The sequence below is a fragment of the Mesorhizobium sp. M1B.F.Ca.ET.045.04.1.1 genome, assembly GCF_003952465.1.
GTDB classification, from domain to species: Bacteria; Pseudomonadota; Alphaproteobacteria; order Rhizobiales; family Rhizobiaceae; genus Mesorhizobium; species Mesorhizobium shonense.
The window spans coordinates 5781753-5802522 of sequence record NZ_CP034448.1 but is presented as its reverse complement, the minus strand read 5'-3'; the positions used below and the strand labels follow the sequence as shown (position 1 = coordinate 5802522).

Genomic DNA, 20770 nt, shown 5'->3' with positions numbered 1-20770 from the left:
TGATGAAGATCCGCGCCATCGAGACCATCCGCATCGAGGAGCGGCCCAACCTGCTCTGGGTCGAGGTCCATACCGACGAGGGCATCACCGGGCTGGGCGAGACCTTCTACCTGTCGCGCACGGTCGAGGAATATCTGCACGAATATGTCGCGCCACGCGTCATCGGCCGCGATCCGCTGCAGATCGACCTCTTGGCCGCCGACCTCGTCGGCTATCTCGGCTTCCGCTCCAGCGGCGCCGAGGTGCGCGGCAACTCGGCCTTCGACATCGCGCTGTGGGACATTTTCGGCAAGGCGACGGGCCAGCCGGTCGCGCAGTTGCTTGGCGGCTTCAGCCGCCGCTCCATCCGCACCTACAACACCTGCGCCGGCACCGAATACATCAAGGACGCCAAGGGCCAGACGACGGCCAATTACGGCATCGGCGCCGGGCGGGACTATGACGACCTCAATGCCTTCCTCATCCGCGCCGGTGAGCTCGCCGAGGAGCTGCTCGAAGACGGCATCACCGGCATGAAGATCTGGCCGTTCGACCACGCGGCGGAAAAGATGCGCGGCAACGACATCTCGGCGGCCGACCTGAAGGCGGCGCTGCAACCCTTTGAGAAGATTCGCAAAGCCGTCGGCGACAAGATGGACGTCATGGTCGAGTTCCACTCGATGTGGCAGCTCTTGCCGGCGATCAAGATCGCCGAGGCGCTGAGGCCCTTCGCCACATACTGGCATGAGGACCCGATCCGCATGGACAGCCTCGGCGACCTCAAGCGCTACGCCGCCGCCAGCCCGGCGCCGATCTCGGCCTCGGAGACGCTGGGCAGCCGCTGGGCCTTCCGTGACCTGTTGGAAACCGGCGCGGCTGGCATCGTCATGCTCGACATCTCCTGGTGCGGCGGCCTGTCGGAGGCGCGCAAGATCGCTTCGATGGCCGAGGCCTGGCGGCTGCCTGTGGCGCCGCATGACTGCACCGGTCCGGTCGTGCTCGCCGCCTCGACGCATCTGTCGCTCAACGCCCCCAACGCGCTCGTCCAGGAAAGCGTGCGCGCCTTCTACCGCACTTGGTACCGCGACCTGGTGACGGCGCTGCCCGAGGTGAAGACGGCATGATCACCGTGCCGCCGGCGGGGGGGCGCTCAGTCCCGCACCATGTCACCGTGCCGCCCGCCTGGGCTGGGTCTGGCGCTCAGTCCCGATCTTGGCAAGGCCTACACCGTCCACCGCCGCGTCAGCGACCGGTCAGACATTTAGAAAGATCCAAAGGGAGGAACAGACATGAGAAAACTCACCGCAATGCTATTGCTCGGCGCCGCCCTCATCGGCGGGCAGTCGGCCGCCAAAGCCGACGGGCTCAACATCGTCTTCACCCACCATTCCTCGGCCTCCAACACCTTCTGGCAGGCGGTGAAGAAAGGTTTTGACGACGGCTGCGCCAAGGTCGAGGCAACCTGCAATATGGTCTTTACCCAGACCGAGGGCTCGATCGAGCAGCAGGTCGCCAACATGCGCGCGGCGCTTGCCGCCAAGCCCGACGCGCTGCTCACCTCGATCGTCGACGACCACGCCTTCGACGACGTCATCAAGGAGGCGCGTGACGCCGGCGTGCTGGTGATCGCCGTCAATGTCGACGACACCGAAGGCGCCAAGGGCAATGCCCGGCAAGCCTTCGTCGGCCAGGGTTTCAAGCCCGCCGGCTATTCGCTCGCCAAGGCGATTTCCGAGAGCTTCCCCAAGGACGGTCCGATCAAGGTGCTGGTCGGCATCTCCGCCCCCGGCCAGAACTGGTCGGAAACCCGCGGCGCCGGCGTCATGCAGTTTCTCGAGGAATACAAGGCCGCCCATAAGGACCGCGACGTGTCGTGGGAGCGCATCGACAGCGGCACCGATCTCGCTATCACCTCCGATCGTGTCGGCGCCTATTTGAACGCCCATCCCGACACCACGGCCTATTTCGACACCGGCTTCTGGTGCGCCGGCGTAGCGCGCGTGCTGGCCGATCGCGGCGTGGCGCCGGGCAAGGTGCTGCTCGGCGGCTTCGACCTCGTGCCAGAGGTGCTGCAGCAGATGCAGAAGGGCTACGTCCAGGCGCTGGTCGACCAGCAGCCCTACATGCAGGGCTTCATGCCGGTGATGGAAGCCTATCTCAGCAAGAAGATCGGCCTTGCCCCATCGGACATCGACACAGGCCAGGGCATCGTGCGGCCGAAGGAGGCGGACAGCATCATGGCGCTGTCCGCCCAGGGGATGCGCTGAGACGCATACGCAGGAGATTGGCCGAAACGCCCGTCGCCGAAACGTTGGCGGGACAGCACCCCCTCTGTCCTGCCAGACATCTCCCCGCAGGGAGATCGGATGTCGCGCCGGCTTTCGCCAATCGTCAATGTTGCAGGAATGAGCGAAGCGTCGGAGCTGCCAATCTCCCCCCTTGCGGGGGAGATGTCCGGCAGGACAGAGGGGGGTGTGAAGGAACGCGGCGCCACAGTACCTTCGACGGTTCTAGGCGCCGCCGATACGCTGCATAAATCCCGAACCCGGAGCCTTTCGTTGAAGCGCCTGTTCAAGACCTATCTCGAAAAGCCGGAGCTGGCCGGGCTGATCCTTTTGCTGCTGCTCATCGTCCTGTTCCAGGTCCGCTCGCATGGCGTGTTCCTCAACCAGGACAATCTGCGCGGCATCCTCGGCATCCTGCCGGAGGCCGGCCTCGTCGCCATCGGCGTCACCATCCTGATGATCAGCGGCGAGTTCGATCTCTCGGTCGGCTCGGTCTTCGCCCTGATGCCGATGACCATGGCGGTGCTGATGGTGCATGGCGCCCCGTTCCCGCTGGCGCTGCTTGCCGGGCTTATGGTCTGCGCGGCGATCGGCTTCATCAACGGCTACGTCACCATCCGCTTCGCCATACCGAGCTTCATCACCACGCTCGGCATGCTGTTCATGGCGCGCTCGCTCACCGTCGTCGTCTCCGGCGGCTTCCCGCCGCTGCTGCCCGCCGACCTGCCCAACTGGCTGTTCACCTCCTTCGTCGGGCCGGGCAACATGTTCCGCATGTCGTTCCTGTGGTTCGTGGTGGTTGCGGTCCTGACCTCGCTGATGCTGTCGCGCACCAATTTCGGCAACTGGATCAAGGCCACCGGCGGCTTCCTGCCGGCCGCCGCTTCGATGGGCATCCCGACCGCCAGGGTCAAGATCGTCTGCTTCATGCTGTGCTCGGTGCTGTCCGGCTTCGCCGGCATGCTGCAGGTGCTGCGGCTAGGCTCGCCCTTGCCTTCGATCGGCGAGGGGATGGAGCTGCAGGCGGTGGCCTCCGCCGTCATCGGCGGCGCCTCGCTCACCGGCGGCATCGGCACCGTCATGGGCGGCATCATCGGCACGACGCTGATCCGCGTCATCGACAACGGCCTGGTGCTCAGCCATGTCGACGCCAACTGGTTCAAGTTCGCCATCGGCTTCCTCACCATCTTCGCCGTCGTCGCCAATGCCTGGATGCGCAAGCGCGCCAAGGCGATCAAGATGGAGGGCTGAAGCCGTGAGCGACGCGATCATCTCGGTGCGCAACCTGCACAAATGGTATTCCGGCGTGCATGCGCTGAAAGGCGTCACGCTGGACTTCCGCCGCGGCGAGGCGCTCGGCCTGGTCGGCGACAACGGCGCCGGCAAGTCGACCTTGATCAACATCCTGTCCGGCGTCCATCGCGCCGACCAGGGCGAGATCAAGGTCGAGGGCAGGGCGGTCAGCATCGCGACGCCGCGCGACGCGATGGCTCTCGGCATCGAGACCATCTACCAGTACAACTCCATGGTCCCCACCATGTCGATCGCCAGGAACCTGTTCATCGGCCGCGAGCCAACGCGCTTTTCGGTGCTCGGCGTCGGTATTCTCGACCAGAAGAAGATGGCCGAGGAGAGCATCCGCGCCATCGCCAATGTCGACCTGCATCTGCGCTCGCCCGATGCGCTGGTCGGCGAGCTCTCCGGCGGCCAGCGCCAGGGCGTCGCGATCGCGCGCGCCATGCATTTCAAGTCGAAGGTGATGATCCTCGATGAGCCGACCAACCATCTCTCGGTCAAGGAGACGAACAAGGTGATCGGCTTCGTGCGCGGCCTGAAGGAACAGGGCATCACCACCGTCTTCATCAGCCACAACATGCACCACGTCTTCGAATGCTGCGACCGCGTGGTGGCCATGGCGCGCGGCGAAGTGGTGCTGGACAAGCGCATGGAGGACACCTCGATCGACGAGGTCCAGGGCATCCTGTGATGAAGTGCTTTCCATATCGGAATAGGAGGCGGCAATGGCGGCAATGAAAGTCCTTGCCGGTCGTGTCGTGCTTTTGACGGGCGGCCTCGGCTCGCTCGGCCGGGCCCAGGCGGTAACGCTGGCCCGAGCCGGCGCGCGCGTGCTGGTGCTCGACCGCCCCGACATCAGCGATGCCGAGCAGACGGTGGCGGCACTTGCCCGGCAGGCCAAGGGCGATATCGCTTTCGTCGGCTGCGATCTCAACCGGCTGGCCAAGGCGGAAGCGGCCGTTGCCGCGCTGGCCGCGAGCGAAGGCGGCATCGACATATTGATCAACAACGCGGCGCTGATCATCAACCGGCCGTTCGAGGAATTCTCGCTGGCCGAATATGAGGACCAGATCCGCGTCAACTCTTCGGCGGCGTTTGCGCTGGCGCGGGCCTGCGCGCCGGGCATGAAGGCCAAGGGCTACGGCAAGATCGTGAACTTCTGCTCGATCACGCTCAACGGCCGCTGGGACGGCTACGTGCCCTATGTCGCGTCGAAGGGCGCCATGCTTGGCCTCACCAAATCGCTGGCGCGCGAGCTCGGGCCGCACGGCATCCGCGTCAACGCGGTGTCGCCCGGCGCGGTGGTCTCGGAGGCCGAGGAGCGCGTCTTCGGCGACCGGTTGAGAGAGTACAATGACTGGATCCTGGAGAACCAAAGCCTTAAGAAGCGCATCGAGCCTGAGAACGTCGCCGAGCTCGTGCTGTTCCTCGTCTCGCCGGCTTCCGACATGATCAGCGGCCAGAACATCGCCATCGATGGCGGCTGGTGAGAGCATGGCTGGCGCGATCGAGCTGAACGACGGACAATCGAGGCTGGTTTTGGCGCCGGAAAACGGCGCGGCGATCGCCCGCTATGACGCGCTGGTCATCGGCAGCGCGCCGATCGCGCTGCTGAAGCCGGGGGACGGCACCGGCGCGTCCGGCTGCCAGCTCCTGGTGCCGTGGTCGAACCGCATTTCCGGCGGCGGCTTCACCTTCGGCGGCCGCTTCCATGCCGTCGCGCCGAATGTGCCTGGCGAGGCCTTTCCGATCCATGGTGACGGTTTTCAGAAGCCGTGGCGGCTTGTCGATCGCACCGATACCGAGGCCGAACTGGTGCTCGAGGACGGCGCCATCGGACCCTACCGCTACGCGGCCTCCGTCACCTATTCGCTGCGCGACGGCGCGCTGGAAGCGTGGCTGACGGTGGAGAACCGCGCCGGCATGCGGCTGCCTTACGGCCTCGGTTTCCATCCCTGGTTCCCGCGCGGCGACACGACCCTGCTGAAGGCGAAGGCCAAGCGCGTCTGGCTGGAGGACGAGCGCCATCTGCCGGTCGGCGTCGTGCCGGTGAGCGAGCGCCCGGGTTGGGATTTCGAGCGCCCCATCCCGCTGCCGCTGGACTGGGTGAACAACGCCTTCGACGGCTGGAACGGCCGCGCCTCGATCACGCAGCTCGAGGACGGGATCAAGATTACGCTCAACGCCTCGCCGGAGCTCGACTTCTACATCCTCTATTCGCCGTCGCCCGATGCCGGCTTCTTCTGCTTCGAGCCGGTCTCGCACCCCGTCGACGCCCATCACGGCGAGGGGCTGACGCCGCTGGATGACGGGGAGACGATGAGCGCGGAGATGCGGCTGGATTGGGAGATTGCGGAGACCGATTGAGGGCGCGCAAGCGGAGCGCATAATCTCCCCCCTCGAGGGGGAGATGGCCGGCAGGCCAGAGGGGGTCGTCTCACATAAAACGCCGGCCTCAGCTTTCGTCGCGCAAGCGCCGGCGCTTCACGCGCGGCAACCCCCTCTGTCGCCTTCGGCGACATCTCCCCCTCAAGGCAGGGCTGTCCGGGGAAAATCTTTGCACAACGCAGACGAGTCTTTGCTCGCGCTTTCGCAACCTTCGATGGGCGCGACGTCCATTGTTTTTGCCGGCCAGCCGCAGCAGGTGCGGAAGAAAGAGCACCGATTGGGGTCCAAAGCTCGAAAAATGCAATCGATGCGAGTCCTCCATGGCCCTGTTCGCAACCGAAAAACTTTCCCCGGACAGCCCTGCCCTCAAGGGGGGAGATTACGCGCCCCCCCCTCTACAACTCCTTCTCGGCCAGCTCCCTGAATTCATCGGGCACAGAGCGCGCCGCTTCCAGCGCCACGGTGCCGTAGCCGACGGCCTCCTTGCCGAAGCGTTGGCGGATCTTGTCGACGGCGCGGTCGGCGCCGAAGCGGGCGAGACCTTTGCGGCTGCCGGGCTTCAGCTTCTCATCCGTCAGGCCGAGCGGCAGTTCGAGCTGCAGTTCGGCATGCTCTTCCAGATGCGAGACCGAGATCGCCAGCAGCGATATCTCCTTCTCCCGGGCGTTGGCGGCGAGCACGCCGCGCACCAGCTCCCCGGCGATCTCGGCCAGCATCGTGGTGGCCGAAATCGGCTGCTCCAGCGTCACCGAGCGGGTGACCGCGTGCATGTCGGCAAAGCGCACCCGCACCGTCACCGTGCGGCCGGGCCGGTTCTTGGCGCGCAGGCGGCTGGCGACGCGGTCGGCCAGGTGCAGAAGCGTCGGCACGAAGACGCGCGGCAGCGCGGGCTTGCGGCCGAGCGCCGATTGCGCGCCGGCGGAAATCGCGCGGCGATGTGTCTGGAGTTTTCGCGGGTCGCGGTTCCAGGCAAGCGCCGCGAGCTTCTGGCCGGCGGCATGGCCGATCAGCCGTTCCAGCGCGCCGCTATGCGTACGCGCCAATTGCCCGATGGTCTCGACGCCGATCTCGGCGAGCCTGGCCTTGGTCGCCGGGCCGACGCCCCACATCAGCGACACCGGCAGGTCGTGCAGGAAGGCGAGCTCGGTACCGGGCTCGACCACCACCAGCCCGTCGGGCTTGGCCACCTGCGAGGCGATCTTGGCCAGATGCTTCGTCCGCGCCACCCCGATCGAGATCGGCAGGCCCAGCTCGCTCTTCACGCGGCCGCGGATGGTCTTGGCGATTTCCTCCGGCGGCCCGAACAGATGCGTGCAGCCGGCGACGTCGGCGAAGGCCTCGTCGATCGAGATGCGCTCGACCAGCGGCGTGAAATCGTCGAGCACCTTGATCGCGGCGTCGCCAAGGCGCTGGTATTCGCTGAAACGTCCGCCGACGAAGATCAGCTGCGGGCAGAGTTCGCGCGCCTTGCGGCCGGGCATGCCGCCGCGCACGCCGAAAACCTTGGCCTCATAGGAGGCGGCGAGCACGACGCCGCCGCCGACCGCGATCGGCTTGCCGCGCAGCGAAGGATCGAGCAACTGCTCGACGGAGGCATAGAAAGCGTCGAGATCGGCATGCAGGATGGTGGCGGCTGAAGCGGCGTTCGTGGCGGGCATCGCGCGCTCCCGTCTTCCATCCCATCCGCTTTTGGCATTGCAGCATTAGCAGCGGCTGTTGTAAGCGGCGTTCATCGGAACATAAAGAGAACAAAAGCAGTTTCTTGTCAAGCCGCCGCACTGCACAAGAGAACGTTTACAATCGGTTGCAACCGAAGCGATTGGAAAGGTTGCGCGTGACGCCCGAAGCTGCCGATCTCCCCTTTGGGGATTTGGCTGTTGCAACGCTACGGCGCCAGCCGCAACCCTACGCCGGCTTGGCGTATTGTTCTGCGCTGAGCACCTCGATGCATTGAAACGGCTGATTGCCTACCATCCAGGCGTCATGGCCGGGCGGGATCGTATAAGACGTGCCCTCGGTGAAGGTTTTCTCGGTCCCGTCGTTCATGCGCACAGTGATCGTCCCGGACACGACATAGCCGACATGCGAGACCTGGCAGCTGTCTGTCTTGACCACCGGCTTCACGCATTCGGACCATTTCCAGCCGGGCTCCATGTTGAGCCGCCCGAGCGTGTAGCCCGGCAGCCGCACGATTTCGACACGTGTCTTGGCGGGCGAGCGGACTTCATCGGGGTTGTTGTGCGACTTGGATTCGAGCTTGGTGACGTTCATTGCAGCTTCGGCCATGGCATCCTCCCATATTCCATGAGTCCAAGCGGAGCCTGACGCCGCGATCGCCGGCGACCGCTGCCGGATTCATACGCCTTTCAATGAGTGATTGCTAATGTAATTGCGAGGCGCGGCGGGAAATCGATTTTGCCGCGCAGCGGCTATTGCAAGCATGCCCTGCCGGTGATTTGCTGCTCGGAGCGTCGGCACGACGATGGTTGAGGGGCCATCCGTTCTCGCCCCCAAAGGGAGAATTCGATGAATCCTCGGCAACCGGTCTGGACGATCCCGTCGCCGCTGTCGCAATTCCCAACCAGAACAGTCTCGAGCTTCGCCAAGTGTGCGCCGCACGCTGGGCAGGCAGGGACGTAGCCGTGGTGGGGAGGATCATCGGACGGAGGCAATCAAACTAAAAAACAGGGAGGAAACCGATGCTTCATCAGGCTCCGAAAACGCAAACCCATCCGCGGGTCCCAGGCACCCGTCGTGACCCGCCGGCGCTCCGCCAGTGTTGTGACAGCTACATCTGTCCAGTCTGCGACCAGGTTGTCGAACTGACGGATTTCCGCCAGGTCGTCTGGCATCAAAGGCCCGGCCATGAACCGATGGAAATGGACGGCTGAGAGCTGCCGGCGAGAAAAAGAGGCCCGCGCCTTCCGACGCGGGCCAGTGCTGGAGTAGCCGCTCCGTCAACGTGTTCCCGCTCAACTGGTTGCGCCTGGGGGCTACGGTCCGTAGCGCCTCTGCGACTGAAGTCTCACCTTGCACTGCAGAGGCCCGAGTGACCGGATTTTTGGAAACAAGTACGCCGGCAATTCATTGCCTGACAGGTCGTCGAACAAAGTCCCTTCATCGGCGGCTCAGAGTGGAGTGCCCGCCATTTCCTGCGATGTGGCGGGCAGCTTCCTAAAAGCAAATGGTTGGAGCAGTTCGCCGAACTGCTCCTGGGAGATGCCCAATGCAGCCCGGCGAGTTTATCGCGAACCTGTTCGCCGCCCTTTTGCTGGCAGCCGTGATCGCCGGCATCTTCCTCGTCTTCGGCAAGCCGCTCTGGCCGGAACGTCAGGCGCAGATGGTCATTCTGCTTCCGGTCGATCCGGCCACGACCGGATCCGTGCGCAAGGTCTGCTTCGAGCCTTGCCTGCCGCCGCGCTTCGATCTCAAGCTCGCGCCCCAGAGGCCGCTGTCGAGGCCGTCGTCTAATTCGTGAGCGGAACCTGGCCGCACACCGCGCCGTTAACTCCCGCGAAGGGATGCTGTCGGCGGAGGCCGCCATGGATAGCTTCGAACTCATCGATCTTCTTTGCGTCGTCGATGCCTGCGCGAGCGATCGCGCGGCCGGGCGCTTCATCTCAATGTCGAAAGCCGTCGAGGAACTGCGCGTTCTGACCGGCGACTTCGTCTCCTCGGACGAGGCGGCGGCGAACGCCTTGAGCCAGGTGGCGTTGGAGCGCGGCTGCGCGGTGTTGTTCGACGAGCAGCCGGGCGCTGATATCGTGCCGGAGTTTTAGGCAAGACGCCGGAACTGCCAATCTCCCCCCTTGTGGGGGAAATTGTCCGGCAGGGCAGAGGAGGGCGCGAAGGATCGCGGCCTTTGAGGGAATTCGCCAACAGACAGCGCTACTTCACCAGGGTGATCATCCTGCCGGCATACATCTCGCGATTGCCGAGCTCGGCCGTGCAGTCCGACTTCACCGCCGAATTCCCCGTCATGGCGACGGTTTTGCCGACCAGCCGCAGGCAACTGCCCTGCGCATTCATGTCCGAGTTGCCGGCATAGGTGATGGGCGCGTCGGGGGCATAGATGAAGCCGCTCACCACCGAGCCGGATCCGCCGTTCAACGTCAGCGCCTGTGTGTTGCCGTGGGCCTGGAAGATGGTGATGCCGGCATAAGGACCGCTGGTCATCGGTGAGAGGTCCACCGTCTCGTTGGCGTTGATGGTGATCTGCGATCCCTCCATCAGGAAAATCGTCACGCCGTGCCCCGTCAGGCTGCCGTTGCCGCCGGGCTTTATGGCGACGTTTCGCAGGATGTAGACGCCCGGATTGAGCGTGATCTGTCCCGACCAGGTCTTGTCGCAATACGTGCCGGGCGAGAGCGTGATCGTCTTGCCGTTGGGCATTGCGGTGCAGAGCCCGTAGGGGGGAGGCGTGACATTGGCCAGCGGATCGAAGGACGCATACTGGTTTTCCAGCGGCGCGTCGCAGGAAAACGTGGCATTGGGCGGCGTGAGGCCGGAGGTCGTGCCTACCGTCGAGACGCATCCGGCGCTGACGATCGCCGAGCCGCCGCGGCTGACGGCGTCGGCCGCGTCCGAATTGGCGGCGATCACGCAGCCGTTCATCGCGACATTGGTGGAGCCCTGCAGGCTGACGGCGTCGTCGGCATGCGGATCGAGCGCCAGCACGCACGCCTGCGCCCCGGGCTTGACCTCGATGGCAGCCGAGCGCGTCGCCTGCCAGGCGGGCGCGCCGCTGACGAAGGCCGGCCGGCTGATGCTCGACGACAAAGAAATATAGTAGGCGCTCGGATCGCCGCTGGCGGTCGCCTGGAAGGCATCGACGCTGCCCGAATATTCCTGGGCGTCGGCCGCGCTCATATTGGCCGCGAAGAAAGTCTGGCCGAGCTGCCGCACATCGTTCGCCGACATGCTCGGCTGGTATTTCGTGCCCACCGCGAGCCCGGCCGCGTCCAGCGAGTTCTGCAGTTGCGCGGCGTCGTCGCTGGTGCCCACCAGGTCGACGACGCCGGCCAAGACGAGCATCAGCGGCACCATGGCGATCGCGGTCGCCAGGGCGAAATTGCCGCGCTTCGAAGCCCAGAACTGTCCAATCATCGGAGCCGCCCTCGCCGGATATGGAAGATCGATACGCCATCCTGTCTCTACGAGGGATTTCCGAAAAAGATAAAATGCAGGAAATGCTAAAATAGCAGCCTTTTCTAATAGTTACACCTTAGTCTGATACAAACTGGGACCTAAGTCCGATGTCCTGCGGCGTAAGGTGGCAAATACGCCCTCAGGGGTCCAAATGCCGCAAGTCGAGGAAAAAAATTAGCCATTCGTTTATCGGCGGATGTTGAACGTGTTAGCCGGGATAGCTTGGGCGAACTCGGCCATGGCCTCATTTAGTCGAATTTTCAGACAGTTCGTCTCCCGTCGCCTGCGCGGCGGCGAGGGCGGCAATGTTGCAACCATCTTCGCGCTCGCCTTGCCGGTCGTCGTCGGCGGGGCCGGGCTCGGCGTCGAAACGTCCTATTGGTACTATTCGAGCCTGAAGCTGCAGGCGACGGCCGACGCCGCCGCCTATGCCGGCGCGCTGGAAAAGGTCGCCGGATCCGACACCGCGGCGATCACGGCGGCCGCCACACAGTCGGCCACCGACAACGGCCTCGGCACCGGCACCATTGTCGTCCACACGCCGCCCACCTCGGGGCCGAACACGGCCAAGAAGGCGGTCGAAGTTATCCTCAACCAGGATCTCGACCGGATGTTCACCGCCATCTTTACCCAGAGCAAGGTGCCGGAGCAGGCGAGGGCGGTGGCCTTGATCACCGATGCTTCCAAGGCCTGCATGCGGGCGCTCGATCCGGCGGCCTCGCAGTCGGTGCTGTTTTCCGGCAACACCAACGTCAACCTGGTCGGCTGCTCGATCATGGCGAATTCGACCGCCAGCGATGCCATCAAGTCGCAGGGATCGGCCGGGCTCTCGGTCGACTGCCTGATCTCGGTCGGGGGCGTGGTGCTGAACACTCCGGCAACCACGGTCTGCGCCGCCCCGATCACACAGGCATTGCCCGCTTCTGACCCGTTCTCCGATCTGCCGGCGCCGGCGGCCACCAACCCGTGCAAGAATGTCAACGGCAGCAAGACGTCGCAAACACTCCAGGCTGGGACCTATTGCAGCGGGATGGACCTCAAGGGCAGTGTCGCGCTTTCTTCGGGCACTTATGTCGTGCAAGGCAGTTTCAAGATCAACGCCGGCGCGGTGGTGACCTGCGCCGCACCCTGCACCGGCGTGACCATCTTCATGTCCGGCAGCAACACCGTCAGCATGAACGGCAACGCCACGGTCACGCTCAGCGCGCCGACCTCGGGCACCTATTCCGGCGTGCTGTTCTATGGCGACAGGACCGGGAACGCGGCGCAGAGCACCTTCAACGGCACTGCGGACTCGTTGCTGACTGGCGCCATCTATTTCCCCAAGCAGCAGGTCAACTATCTCGGCAACTTCTCCGGGACGGGCGGCTGCACGCAGGTGGTTGCCGACACCATCCAATGGTCGGGCAGCACCACCATCAAGCAGGACTGCACGAGCCTCGGGATGAGGGATATCCCGGCGGCGGCGTCGGTCGCGGTCGTCGAGTAGCGGCATGGGGCCAACCGCAATCCGCTTCCGCAAGAGCCGCTCCGGCGCCGCCGCGGTGGAATTCGCGCTGGTGCTGCCGGTACTGTGCACTGCGCTCTTCGGCATCGCTGACGGCTGGTCCTACGTCACCAACTCGCTGGCGATGCGGTCCGGCGTGAAGACGGCCGCGAACCTGCTGTTGGCTGGCGCCAGCGATGACAACGCCATCCAGGCCGCCGCGCTCTCAAGCTGGCAAAAGAAGCCCGACGATGCGGCGGTCGCGATTTCCCGCACCTACAAATGCGGAACCACCGTGGTCGTGTCGTCGACCGTCTGCGCGGGATCCAAGCTTCCCTCGATCTATGTCCAGATCCAGGCGTCGGGCACCTGGGTGCCGCCCTTCAGCTTCGGCGTTTTCCCACATGACACGGCGCTCTCCCACCTACAGGTGGTCCGTGTCCGCTGACAAAAGAGCAAAGGCGTTTGCCGGCGACAGCTCCGGCGGAGCCGCGATTGAATTCGCGCTGATCGTGCCCTTCCTGATCATGCTCTTGTTCGGCATCTTCGCCTTCGGCTGGTCGATGAACAACATGTCCAGCGTGCGCTACGCGCTGGAGGCCTCAGCGCGCTCGCTGCAGCTCAACAACACGATGACCCAATCGCAGATTCAGACGATCGCCACGCAGAAGCTGCTGGCGCTTGGCTTGCAGAATGTCGATGTCACAATCACCACTGATCCCCCGAGCGGCGGCTTCTGCATAGCGCATGTGAACGCCAGCTATGCCTTCGTCATCGATTTCCCGTTTTTCAGCGACTTCCCGGTCAGCCAGTCGACCACGGTGAACGTGCCGCTCCTCAACAGCGTGAAAGGAGCTTGCCCGTCATAGCCGGAACAGAAAGGTCGATATCGAGCTGATCTGCAGCTAGAGCAATTCCAGGAAAAGTGAGCAGCGGTTTTCCGTCCGGAATTGCGCCAAGCAAGATCGCAATTCCAGGAAAAGTGAGCAGCGGTTTTCCGTCCGGAATTGCGCCAAGCAAGATCGCAATTCCGGGAAAACTATATAAAAGTATATGTCGATATCATCCGGGATTGCGTAAGACAAACCGCCGACGCGCTTGAGCGGCCAAATGCTGACGGCTCCCATGCGCGGGGCCCCTGACTGGCGCGGCGTTTTTTGCGAAAACCTCTACATAAACAAGGGTTTGGAACCCTGACGCCGACTGCGGCCGCATGATCTTGGGTCCATGGTCCGATGCGACATGGGCCTTCATTGTTCCAGAGGGCGGATAGGAGCATGGGCCATTTATTTATGAAATGATTTCAATAAGTTAATATAGGAACGTGGCCGGTTCCGGGGACGCTTCCCAGGTTTGCTCTCTTGCCGCGACGGTATTTGTCTAAAAGTTACTCCAAGCCGTTAGGGAATTCTCATATGACGCGGCCTAGCGGTTGGGCAGTGGTGGCGATTCACCTGCGGAGAAACACGATGACGATCCGAAAGACACTTCTGGCTTCATTGGCCATCCTTGCGCTCGCGGCAGCTCCGGCGCTTGCCGGGGCCGGCGGCAATGGCGGCGGCCACGGCAATGGTGGCAGCCATGGCGGCGGCAACGGAAACGGCGGCGGTAACGGCAACGGTGGCGGCAATGCCGGCGGCAAGGGCAACAGCGGCACGCATGGCAAGGCGTCGGCTCCCGGGCAGGTGGCGAAGTCGCAGGACGACACCACGGATGACACGGCTACGGCCGCCACGCCGAAGGAAAAGAACATACACGCCAAGCTCGGCCGGTTGAACTCGCTGCAGCGCAACATCAACGCCTACATGAACTCCAAGAGCAAGAAGTTCGCCAGCATTCAGGCCTATGTGACTCAGGCGGCCGTAGCCCAGAATGCGCAGGCCAAACTCGACGCGGCAAACGCCAAGCTGGCCGCCGACCAGGCCACGCTCGCCGACCTCACCACGCAGCTCGCCGACCTCAACGCGACTGACACTACCGGCTTCACGCCCGAACAGCAGACGGCTCTCGACGCGCAGATCGCCGACGTGCAGGCGCAGATCGACGCGCAGAACACGGCAATCGCCGATGATACCCAAGCGGTCGCGGATGCCCAGACCGCGGTTGATAATGCGCCTGCCCCCGATGACGCTTCGCTCGACACCGCTCTTCAGGACATGGCCAACAAGCCGGTCGATCAGGAGGTGACGGACTGGGCCAAGGGCGTGCTGGCCGACAAGATCGATCAGGAAGCCGCATCGATGACGACGCCGTAAGGCGCGAGCCTGCCAGAGGGTGGACTGCCATGCCGCCGGGCCTCGCTCGGCGGCATTTTTGCTGGCTTGGTGGGCAAACTATTCGGAACGGCGGGAGATGGGCAACGAACGAAGCGGCGCGAGCCGAGCCACCCACGACAAGAAAAAAATTACAAGAAAAAGCTCGCCTCTTTCAAGGCGAGCCAAAGCGGGAGCCGCAGCGTTGGATGTCGGCGCCCATTCCTGGTTGCCGCCCGAGATTTAACATCGTAGTACGATACAATCATCATTGAAAGGGCAACGAGCAATATCTTTTGATGCCATCGCGGCTGCGCGTGGCGCCAACGCCTTGCGCGACGAGACGCTCCTCGAGTGGAGAATGGAGCAATCCACACCAAAACGCGCCGCCGCCCTCAGTGCGTCGTGGCTAATATGCCTTGCAGCGTGTAGGCTTGGCGGGTGAGGGATTTTCCACAGGGCATTGGGAGGACAACAAAATGCCGCGGGTTTCGGAGCTTTTCTTTAAAACTGCCATCGTCTTTCTTATCCTGGGCGTAGCCGCCGGGCTGCAGATGGCGATTTCGGGCGATCACGGCGCCTTCCCGGCGCATGCCCACATCAACCTTCTCGGCTGGGTCACCAGCGCCATCTTCGGCGGCTACTATGCGCTCAATCCGGCCAAGGCCGAGCGCCGCGTCGCCATGATCCATTACGGCCTCTATACGGTCGGACTCGTCATCATGCTGCCGGCGCTCTACTGGATGCTGGCGGGAGGCCATCCGGAGATCGAGCCGGTCGTGGCGATCGGCTCGTTGATCGTCGCCGCCGCCGTGCTGGTCTTTGCCTTCGTGGTCTTCTCGGCTGCCGAAACCGTGCGTTCGGCCACAGCCGCCACCGCGCGCTGACGCCGCACCCTTCCATCAAAGCATTGCCACGGTGCAGAATTCTGTGCCGCGGCAATCTTGCCGAGCTGTTCCGCACCCACACGGCGAGCTACTCCTGCTTTTCTCCTTATGGATGCATTCCGATTACATTAGCGATTGCGTATATTTCTTTGCTAGCCGGTGCACCCAACTAGAGAAGTCCCGTAAGCGGTCCTCGCCGGTCAGGCCTGGTGCTCTTGCTCCGTGAGACCAAGGGTGCCGGGCCGCTCCCGGGGGGCTAAGACGAGTGTCGGGAGTTGCGCGCCTTCCGCAGGCGCCGAACCGTTAAATTACGGCAGCAGCCTTGGGAACAGAAGCGAGATCAGCGCGTGGATGATGCCGTCCCGCTCGAACGGGCCGGGCAGCTTGGCGGCGTTGGCGTCGGTCGCCTTGGTTTCGTCCGTCACCCGGCCTTCGGCTTGCACGAGCCACAGCACGGCCACGAAGTAGCCTGCCTGCAGCACAACGCCCGCGAGGAACGTCCAGCCCAGCGATGCCCAGATCGATCCCGTGGATGCGTACGTCCAACCCAGGACCACCAGGAGCGTTGCCGTCATTCCCACAAGAAACTGCGGAAAATACATTTGCCCAACCCGAGCGCCGTGACCGCTTCCGGTTCCGGCGATCTCGCCCATTTTCTACCCGTCCCGACCCTTGCACCTTTTCCGGCAGGATCGCAAGACTTCAGGGAGCCTCCGTGCCATAGGTCTTAAGGCCGATGCCGTCAGGACCTGCGGTCCGGGACTTCTGCTTCAGGAACCAAGCCAGGATCGATCCGTTCCCTTCATCACATGGATCAGGAGGAACTAATGGATCGCAGCGTCTATGAGGCGCGCTGGCTTCTAGCGCCGTTGCTTGGCTTGTGCGTCGCCTTCGCGACCGCCGCAATCCTGTTCAGCTAGAACCTGCCCCTACGATTCCGCACTCCCTACGACCGCCGAGAACGTCCCTTCATCGGCGGAAGGGCCGACCCCGCTGCTTTCCTGCTAAGGCGGCGGGGGCCGGTTTGTCTGTTTCTCAGGATGCCGGCCGACGATATGTGGTTTGCAAGGTAGACCAGATTTCAGCCTCTCGCATACCGTGAGTTGCGCGTCCGGCTTAACAGATGCACATTCTTCATGCCTGGCATTCAACTGCTGGACACGGCCCGGCCTGCGAAATCCTGTGTCATCACGATAAGCAGGTCGGGCTGTCCGGGTTCCCGCTTCCCTAAATAACCTTGCCCGATCTCTCGCCGGATCGACGGCGTGCCGCCGCGTTCGATCGACGGCGTGCCGCCGCGTTCGATCGACGGCGTGCCGCCGCGTTCGGGAGACAACGCAGCTTCGACAGCGTGCCGGCGCATCAACGCGAACAATGCGAAAGCCGCCGCGACGGTTCCCAGTCGGCCGCCGCGGGAGAAACCAATTAGCCGCCGCTGACGGAACAAGAGCCTTCCGCAGGCGTTTGCTCCGCGAGCTCCTATGTTCGATCTGCCGATGTTTCCGCTCTGGCGGAGCCATCGCGGAGCTCGCCAACGCAACAGGAGAATTACGATGAAAACCACCCTCATTCCTGCTGTCGCCGGCCTGGCTCTGATGGCCGGCATCGGCTTTGCGGCTGCGGACGAGGTGATCGTCACCCCTGAGCAGCAGACCGTCGTCAAGGAATATGTCCACAAGCACCCGATCGCCTCAGTCAATGTTCTGGGGCTGGAGCTTGGCGTCGGCTCGACCGTGCCTGATACGGTCGAATTGCAGACGGTTCCGGACGTTCAGTATAGATACACGATCGTCAACGACCATACGGTTCTGGTCGACCCGGGCACGCGTAGAGTAGTGCAGGTCATCGAGTAACCTTACGTGCTTACGAGCCCCGATCCTCCCGCCATTCCGGCGGGGGGATGCCGGCTCCTAGAAAGGAGTCGCAGCCATGCATCATCCCCATGTCGAATCCCCTGATATTGCCAGGAATGTTGACAAGCTTCTCGCTGAACATTGCACCGGCCTGCTGTCGATGAAGGATGCGATCGCCATTCTGCGCGAGCGTACCGGGACCGAGCGTTCCGATGCCGATCTGGCCGGATTGATCACAAAAAAGGCAGCCTATCTGGGCGTCGCCGTCATCTCCGACGCGCACTGAAGGAAATCGCTGCCGAAGTTCAGCCACCCATGCGTCGAGTGCAAGACGCCACCGGAAAATTCGGCTAAAGCGCGTTGCGATCTTTCAGATTCGCGCCATGCGCTTTGGTTTTTTTTGATTTTACGCATGTCTTTGTCCCGAAACCGGTTCCCACTTTCGGGAGACATGCTTTAATGTTTCCGTCGGGGAACGGCCCCAGCTAAAGGAGGCGACAGTGACGGACGACAGGCAGGAACGCATTCGCCGGCGGGCGCACGAGATCTGGGAGCAGGCCGGCCGGCCGGAAGGCGCGCATATGGAGCACTGGGACCAGGCGGCTGCCGAGATCGACGGCGCTGCGAAGCCGAAAGCCAAGGCCGCGCCGAAGAAGGCCGCCGCCGCCAAGGCCGCCAAGCCAAAGGCGGCGAAGGCTGAAAAACCCGCCAAGGCAGCCAAACCCGCCAAGGCGGCCAAAGCCAAGGCCTGATTTCAGTCCAATGCCATGGGCGTGACCGGCGCGGCCGTGCTGGGCGAGGGCCTTTTCTCCGGCGGCAATGGACGGCTGACCGGCGCTGCCGGCGTCGCCTTCTCCGGCAAGACCGTCGGCGGCAACGCCGGCCTGCAGCTCACCTGGTAAGAGCCGCGGGGCAACCATGTTCAGATATTTCCTTGCGCCGGCGATCCTCGGCGCGGCAACGCTCTTCGCCGCACCTTCCGAGGCCGCGGTCGAATATGTCAGGGTCTGCGCCGCCTATGGCACCAATTACTATTACAGCCCGGGCACCAATACCTGCATCAACGCCCAGACCGGCGAGACGAAGCGGACAGTCGATGACGGCGAAGGCGGGACCACCACCGTCACGGGCAAGACAGCCCTTGCCAGCCAGGTTGACGACATCGACAACCGCGTCACCCGTGCCTTCGAGAACGCCTCGATCTCGGCAGCTCTTGCCGCACCGGATCTCGTCAAGGGCGAGCATTTCGGCCTGCGCGTCAACTGGGGCAATGCCGGAGACGCCGACGCCTTCGGCATTACGGGTGCTGCGGTGCTGAGCGAAGGCTTCGCCCACGGCGGCCGGCTGACCGGCACGCTCGGCGTCGCTTTCTCCGGCGGCGTCGTCGGCGGCAATGCGGGGCTGCAGTTCAGCTGGTAGGGAGAGGCTAGCGCGCTCCCTGCTTCCTGGCGTATTGGGCGACCGCGCAGAGGAAGGCCAGCGCGGCTGTATCGCAGGCAGCCCGCGACGGCGACGGGCCCTTGGCGAAAAGCACTGCGTCCGCGACCGGGATCGTCAGGCCATGCTTCCTGGCAAATGAGGTGACTTCGTAGGGCTGATCGTCAGGCTGTATGCCGATGTCGATTTGGTAATCCATCAAACGAGTTCCTCCCTGGTATGCGGCTTTCCTCCTAGCCTGAGAGGAATTAACTACCCGCCACTCGCTGGCGTCCACCAATTGGCAATTGTGTGAAACGATGCATTTTTTGAGGCGGAGAGCCGAAGGTTGCAGCGGCTGGTTTTTTTCTCGCTCTACGTGGGGCGGACCGGCGCGGCGGCTGTCTTCGCAGCGTTCCTTCGCGCCCCTCTGTCCTGCGGGCGCCCTGCCTTCTTCCGCAAGGGCAGAAGGCGCCTCACCACGCATCGCTCGACCTTGCAAACCGCACGCCGGCCGCAAGCATCGCGCACTCGCATTCGCTGATCAGCCTGAGGTTTCTCAGATACCGCGCCACCGTCTCCGGCAGCCAGGCGGCGCAGGCCTCGACATAGGCGCGGCCATGGACCAGCGTGCCGGTCGAAAGCCGCTCGTCCTTCTCGGCGATCACCATGAGATATTGCCGGATGAAGCGGATGTCGTCGGCGATGTCCTGGCTGGCCATGCGCCAGGCGCCGGCGAGGCGCTCGCGCTCGGCGAACGGCAATGGCGACAGCAGCGGGTGGGAGAGGTCGGCGAAAGCGCCATGGTTCGCGGTGTTCACGCAAGTCCCCTCAAAGGAAGGAATGTATCGTACTTTATGTACGAAATACAGTCAAGTAATGTTCGTACAAATTGAACGATAAGTCGCGCCTTGAGGCAACGGGCCGCATCGGAAAGCCTTCGAGCTGCGTGCCGATTTCGTCAAGCGCCCGCCCCAAAATCCGGTGCGGAGCCTAATTCTTGACGATGGCGTGGAGCAGCGCGGTTTTGATGTGCCACCCAGGCTCGCCTTGCAGTAACAGGGCGGCCTCATAGAATTTCGCCATGGCCGGGCACAGGCCCGGGAAGTCCTGCTTGGCGTTCGAGATAGCCTCCATCTCGGCCGGCGTGCCACCGATCTTTGTGAAAACGTCGGCGACCAGCGACCAGTCCTGATCGCTAGGCACGGCCGCCGGCAGGCCGCCTCTTTTGGCGGCGCCGAAGGCGTGGAACAGCGTGGCGCCGATCCTGTCCAGGTCAGCCAGGAAATCGTGGCCGGGCGCGCTGATCGCGTCCGGCCCGTTGCGCAGGTAATTGTTGCAGGTGGCCGGCGTTTCGCGCGCCATGACATGATTGAGCATGTCAAGCTGTGCGGAAAGCGCTTGCGAGACCTCGCTGTTCGGCGCTGAAGGCAAGAGCGGTGCATATCTGTGCCTCAGATCGGCGACCGCCTGTCTGCTGGTATTGCGCACGTCTGCTTCGCTTCCGGTCTGAGCCGCGGCAGTGATCTTGCGCAGCATCGCATCGTAGTCGTCCGGAAATTCCCGGGCGATCGCCTCGAATATCCGGAGATCCTGCTTCCGGATCTCGGCATCGACGTCGGCGGTGGTCACCGGCTGGGGCGGCTTCGCCACCGACTCGTGGTGATATCTGCCGCCGCCGAACATCGTTGGCAGCACTTTCGCCTCAACGAAGCTCAAAGGAACGACCGCCGCCACTTGCAGCCATTTCCAACGCGACATCCGCCTGCGCTCCGACACC

Annotated in this window: 26 protein-coding genes and 1 pseudogene; 18 read left to right on the top strand and 9 right to left on the bottom strand. The window is 63.6% G+C overall.

Translation table 11 applies throughout. The annotated features are described in order from the left end of the window. The first annotated feature begins 2 nt into the window (after positions 1-2). The 6 genes and pseudogenes from EJ071_RS28785 (at position 3) to EJ071_RS28755 (ending at position 5927) form a co-directional block, all read left to right on the top strand. Positions 3-1244 (top strand): annotated as a pseudogene (locus EJ071_RS28785) (mandelate racemase/muconate lactonizing enzyme family protein). 24 nt (positions 1245-1268) lie between these two features. Then, a complete protein-coding gene (locus EJ071_RS28780) occupies positions 1269-2246 on the top strand; it encodes a sugar ABC transporter substrate-binding protein (protein WP_126100878.1) in 978 nt (325 codons plus the stop codon). Positions 2247-2537: 291 nt separating this feature from the next. Further along, entirely contained in the window at positions 2538-3515 is a 978-nt protein-coding gene (locus tag EJ071_RS28770; RefSeq protein WP_126100877.1) for an ABC transporter permease, read from the top strand. Between the two features lie 4 nt (positions 3516-3519). Further along, entirely contained in the window at positions 3520-4251 is a 732-nt protein-coding gene (locus EJ071_RS28765) for an ATP-binding cassette domain-containing protein (protein WP_126100876.1), read from the top strand. Positions 4252-4294: 43 nt separating this feature from the next. Continuing rightward, the gene (locus EJ071_RS28760) at positions 4295-5050 is read left to right on the top strand and encodes an SDR family oxidoreductase (protein ID WP_126102762.1); all 756 of its coding nucleotides are present in this window, start codon (positions 4295-4297) and stop codon (positions 5048-5050) included. A gap of 4 nt (positions 5051-5054) precedes the next feature. After that, positions 5055-5927, top strand: a complete 873-nt coding sequence (locus EJ071_RS28755; protein ID WP_126100875.1) for an aldose 1-epimerase — start codon at positions 5055-5057, stop codon at positions 5925-5927. Between the two features lie 416 nt (positions 5928-6343). Here EJ071_RS28755 and dinB read toward each other — a convergent pair whose 3' ends face one another. Together dinB and EJ071_RS28745 are read right to left on the bottom strand one after the other, a co-directional pair. Further along, complete coding sequence (gene dinB / locus EJ071_RS28750; RefSeq protein ID WP_126100874.1) at positions 6344-7606, bottom strand: DNA polymerase IV; 1263 nt, start codon at positions 7604-7606, stop codon at positions 6344-6346. Positions 7607-7853: 247 nt separating this feature from the next. Then, a complete protein-coding gene (locus EJ071_RS28745) occupies positions 7854-8234 on the bottom strand; it encodes a cupin domain-containing protein (protein ID WP_126100873.1) in 381 nt (126 codons plus the stop codon). A 940-nt stretch (positions 8235-9174) separates the two neighbouring features. On the opposite strand from EJ071_RS28745, the gene EJ071_RS28740 reads away from it, so the two are divergent. Beyond that, entirely contained in the window at positions 9175-9426 is a 252-nt protein-coding gene (locus EJ071_RS28740) for a polymerase (RefSeq protein ID WP_126100872.1), read from the top strand. Between the two features lie 64 nt (positions 9427-9490). Next, positions 9491-9727, top strand: coding sequence for a hypothetical protein (locus EJ071_RS28735; protein WP_126100871.1), 237 nt, complete (start codon positions 9491-9493; stop codon positions 9725-9727). A 109-nt stretch (positions 9728-9836) separates the two neighbouring features. On the opposite strand, the gene EJ071_RS28730 is transcribed toward EJ071_RS28735, so the two are convergent. After that, complete coding sequence (locus EJ071_RS28730) at positions 9837-11054, bottom strand: TadE/TadG family type IV pilus assembly protein (RefSeq protein ID WP_126100870.1); 1218 nt, start codon at positions 11052-11054, stop codon at positions 9837-9839. A gap of 280 nt (positions 11055-11334) precedes the next feature. On the opposite strand from EJ071_RS28730, the gene EJ071_RS28725 reads away from it, so the two are divergent. Genes EJ071_RS28725 through EJ071_RS28715 form a run of 3 tightly spaced genes read left to right on the top strand, consistent with a single transcriptional unit; the run spans position 11335 to position 13451 of the window. Continuing rightward, entirely contained in the window at positions 11335-12585 is a 1251-nt protein-coding gene (locus tag EJ071_RS28725) for a pilus assembly protein TadG-related protein (RefSeq protein ID WP_126100869.1), read from the top strand. Positions 12586-12589: 4 nt separating this feature from the next. Next, the gene (locus tag EJ071_RS28720; protein ID WP_126100868.1) at positions 12590-13030 is read left to right on the top strand and encodes a TadE/TadG family type IV pilus assembly protein; all 441 of its coding nucleotides are present in this window, start codon (positions 12590-12592) and stop codon (positions 13028-13030) included. Further along, a complete protein-coding gene (locus EJ071_RS28715; RefSeq protein ID WP_245460005.1) occupies positions 13020-13451 on the top strand; it encodes a TadE/TadG family type IV pilus assembly protein in 432 nt (143 codons plus the stop codon). Before EJ071_RS28720 ends, EJ071_RS28715 begins: the two co-directional genes overlap by 11 nt. Here the strand turns inward: EJ071_RS28715 and EJ071_RS28710 are convergent. After that, the gene (locus EJ071_RS28710; RefSeq protein ID WP_126100866.1) at positions 13420-13602 is read right to left on the bottom strand and encodes a hypothetical protein; all 183 of its coding nucleotides are present in this window, start codon (positions 13600-13602) and stop codon (positions 13420-13422) included. The two genes, EJ071_RS28715 and EJ071_RS28710, sit on opposite strands and share 32 nt — an antisense overlap. Before the next feature lie 449 nt (positions 13603-14051). Here EJ071_RS28710 and EJ071_RS28700 point away from each other — a divergent pair, with 449 nt between their 5' ends. Continuing rightward, complete coding sequence (locus tag EJ071_RS28700; protein ID WP_189521247.1) at positions 14052-14837, top strand: hypothetical protein; 786 nt, start codon at positions 14052-14054, stop codon at positions 14835-14837. Positions 14838-15313: 476 nt separating this feature from the next. Beyond that, on the top strand, positions 15314-15721 hold the full coding sequence (locus EJ071_RS28695) for a hypothetical protein (protein ID WP_126100863.1): 408 nt from the start codon (positions 15314-15316) through the stop codon (positions 15719-15721). Positions 15722-16029: 308 nt separating this feature from the next. Here the strand turns inward: EJ071_RS28695 and EJ071_RS28690 are convergent, their stop codons facing one another. Together EJ071_RS28690 and EJ071_RS28685 are read right to left on the bottom strand one after the other, a co-directional pair. Next, positions 16030-16374 (bottom strand): hypothetical protein, encoded by a 345-nt coding sequence (locus EJ071_RS28690; RefSeq protein WP_245460004.1) that lies wholly within the window; start codon positions 16372-16374, stop codon positions 16030-16032. A 494-nt stretch (positions 16375-16868) separates the two neighbouring features. Next, on the bottom strand, positions 16869-17168 hold the full coding sequence (locus tag EJ071_RS28685; RefSeq protein WP_126100862.1) for a hypothetical protein: 300 nt from the start codon (positions 17166-17168) through the stop codon (positions 16869-16871). A gap of 106 nt (positions 17169-17274) precedes the next feature. Here EJ071_RS28685 and EJ071_RS28680 point away from each other — a divergent pair, with 106 nt between their 5' ends. The 5 genes from EJ071_RS28680 to EJ071_RS28665 all read left to right on the top strand — a co-directional run bounded on the left by EJ071_RS28680 (position 17275) and on the right by EJ071_RS28665 (position 18993). Next, entirely contained in the window at positions 17275-17574 is a 300-nt protein-coding gene (locus EJ071_RS28680) for a DUF1236 domain-containing protein (RefSeq protein WP_126100861.1), read from the top strand. A gap of 76 nt (positions 17575-17650) precedes the next feature. After that, positions 17651-17860, top strand: coding sequence for a hypothetical protein (locus tag EJ071_RS28675; protein ID WP_059185484.1), 210 nt, complete (start codon positions 17651-17653; stop codon positions 17858-17860). A gap of 214 nt (positions 17861-18074) precedes the next feature. Then, complete coding sequence (locus tag EJ071_RS28670; protein ID WP_126100860.1) at positions 18075-18326, top strand: DUF2934 domain-containing protein; 252 nt, start codon at positions 18075-18077, stop codon at positions 18324-18326. Positions 18327-18341: 15 nt separating this feature from the next. Further along, positions 18342-18476 (top strand): hypothetical protein, encoded by a 135-nt coding sequence (locus EJ071_RS40115; RefSeq protein ID WP_281058881.1) that lies wholly within the window; start codon positions 18342-18344, stop codon positions 18474-18476. Positions 18477-18492: 16 nt separating this feature from the next. Next, complete coding sequence (locus EJ071_RS28665) at positions 18493-18993, top strand: porin (protein ID WP_126100859.1); 501 nt, start codon at positions 18493-18495, stop codon at positions 18991-18993. A 7-nt stretch (positions 18994-19000) separates the two neighbouring features. Here EJ071_RS28665 and EJ071_RS28660 read toward each other — a convergent pair whose 3' ends face one another. From EJ071_RS28660 to EJ071_RS28650, 3 genes are all read right to left on the bottom strand, one after another. Beyond that, positions 19001-19210 carry a hypothetical protein gene (locus EJ071_RS28660; RefSeq protein ID WP_126100858.1) on the bottom strand — a complete coding sequence of 70 codons (210 nt, stop codon included), beginning with the start codon at positions 19208-19210 and terminating at the stop codon, positions 19001-19003. 256 nt (positions 19211-19466) lie between these two features. Continuing rightward, positions 19467-19811, bottom strand: coding sequence for a hypothetical protein (locus EJ071_RS28655; protein ID WP_126100857.1), 345 nt, complete (start codon positions 19809-19811; stop codon positions 19467-19469). A 172-nt stretch (positions 19812-19983) separates the two neighbouring features. Next, positions 19984-20751, bottom strand: a complete 768-nt coding sequence (locus EJ071_RS28650; RefSeq protein WP_126100856.1) for a hypothetical protein — start codon at positions 20749-20751, stop codon at positions 19984-19986. Positions 20752-20770 lie beyond the last annotated feature (19 nt).

Bases quoted from the DNA above. Each gene is read 5' to 3' on its own strand.
- EJ071_RS28780 (WP_126100878.1), top strand. From the start codon at position 1,269: ATGAGAAAACTCACCGCAATGCTATTGCTCGGCGCCGCCCTCATCGGC.
- EJ071_RS28760 (WP_126102762.1), top strand. From the start codon at position 4,295: ATGAAAGTCCTTGCCGGTCGTGTCGTGCTTTTGACGGGCGGCCTCGGC.
- EJ071_RS28755 (WP_126100875.1), top strand. From the start codon at position 5,055: ATGGCTGGCGCGATCGAGCTGAACGACGGACAATCGAGGCTGGTTTTG.
- dinB (WP_126100874.1), bottom strand. From the start codon at position 7,606: ATGCCCGCCACGAACGCCGCTTCAGCCGCCACCATCCTGCATGCCGAT.
- EJ071_RS28745 (WP_126100873.1), bottom strand. From the start codon at position 8,234: ATGGCCGAAGCTGCAATGAACGTCACCAAGCTCGAATCCAAGTCGCAC.
- EJ071_RS28740 (WP_126100872.1), top strand. From the start codon at position 9,175: ATGCAGCCCGGCGAGTTTATCGCGAACCTGTTCGCCGCCCTTTTGCTG.
- EJ071_RS28735 (WP_126100871.1), top strand. From the start codon at position 9,491: ATGGATAGCTTCGAACTCATCGATCTTCTTTGCGTCGTCGATGCCTGC.
- EJ071_RS28730 (WP_126100870.1), bottom strand. From the start codon at position 11,054: ATGATTGGACAGTTCTGGGCTTCGAAGCGCGGCAATTTCGCCCTGGCG.
- EJ071_RS28725 (WP_126100869.1), top strand. From the start codon at position 11,335: ATGGCCTCATTTAGTCGAATTTTCAGACAGTTCGTCTCCCGTCGCCTG.
- EJ071_RS28720 (WP_126100868.1), top strand. From the start codon at position 12,590: ATGGGGCCAACCGCAATCCGCTTCCGCAAGAGCCGCTCCGGCGCCGCC.
- EJ071_RS28700 (WP_189521247.1), top strand. From the start codon at position 14,052: ATGACGATCCGAAAGACACTTCTGGCTTCATTGGCCATCCTTGCGCTC.
- EJ071_RS28695 (WP_126100863.1), top strand. From the start codon at position 15,314: ATGCCGCGGGTTTCGGAGCTTTTCTTTAAAACTGCCATCGTCTTTCTT.
- EJ071_RS28690 (WP_245460004.1), bottom strand. From the start codon at position 16,374: ATGGGCGAGATCGCCGGAACCGGAAGCGGTCACGGCGCTCGGGTTGGG.
- EJ071_RS28680 (WP_126100861.1), top strand. From the start codon at position 17,275: ATGAAAACCACCCTCATTCCTGCTGTCGCCGGCCTGGCTCTGATGGCC.
- EJ071_RS28675 (WP_059185484.1), top strand. From the start codon at position 17,651: ATGCATCATCCCCATGTCGAATCCCCTGATATTGCCAGGAATGTTGAC.
- EJ071_RS40115 (WP_281058881.1), top strand. From the start codon at position 18,342: ATGGGCGTGACCGGCGCGGCCGTGCTGGGCGAGGGCCTTTTCTCCGGC.
- EJ071_RS28665 (WP_126100859.1), top strand. From the start codon at position 18,493: ATGTTCAGATATTTCCTTGCGCCGGCGATCCTCGGCGCGGCAACGCTC.
- EJ071_RS28660 (WP_126100858.1), bottom strand. From the start codon at position 19,210: ATGGATTACCAAATCGACATCGGCATACAGCCTGACGATCAGCCCTAC.
- EJ071_RS28650 (WP_126100856.1), bottom strand. From the start codon at position 20,751: ATGTCGCGTTGGAAATGGCTGCAAGTGGCGGCGGTCGTTCCTTTGAGC.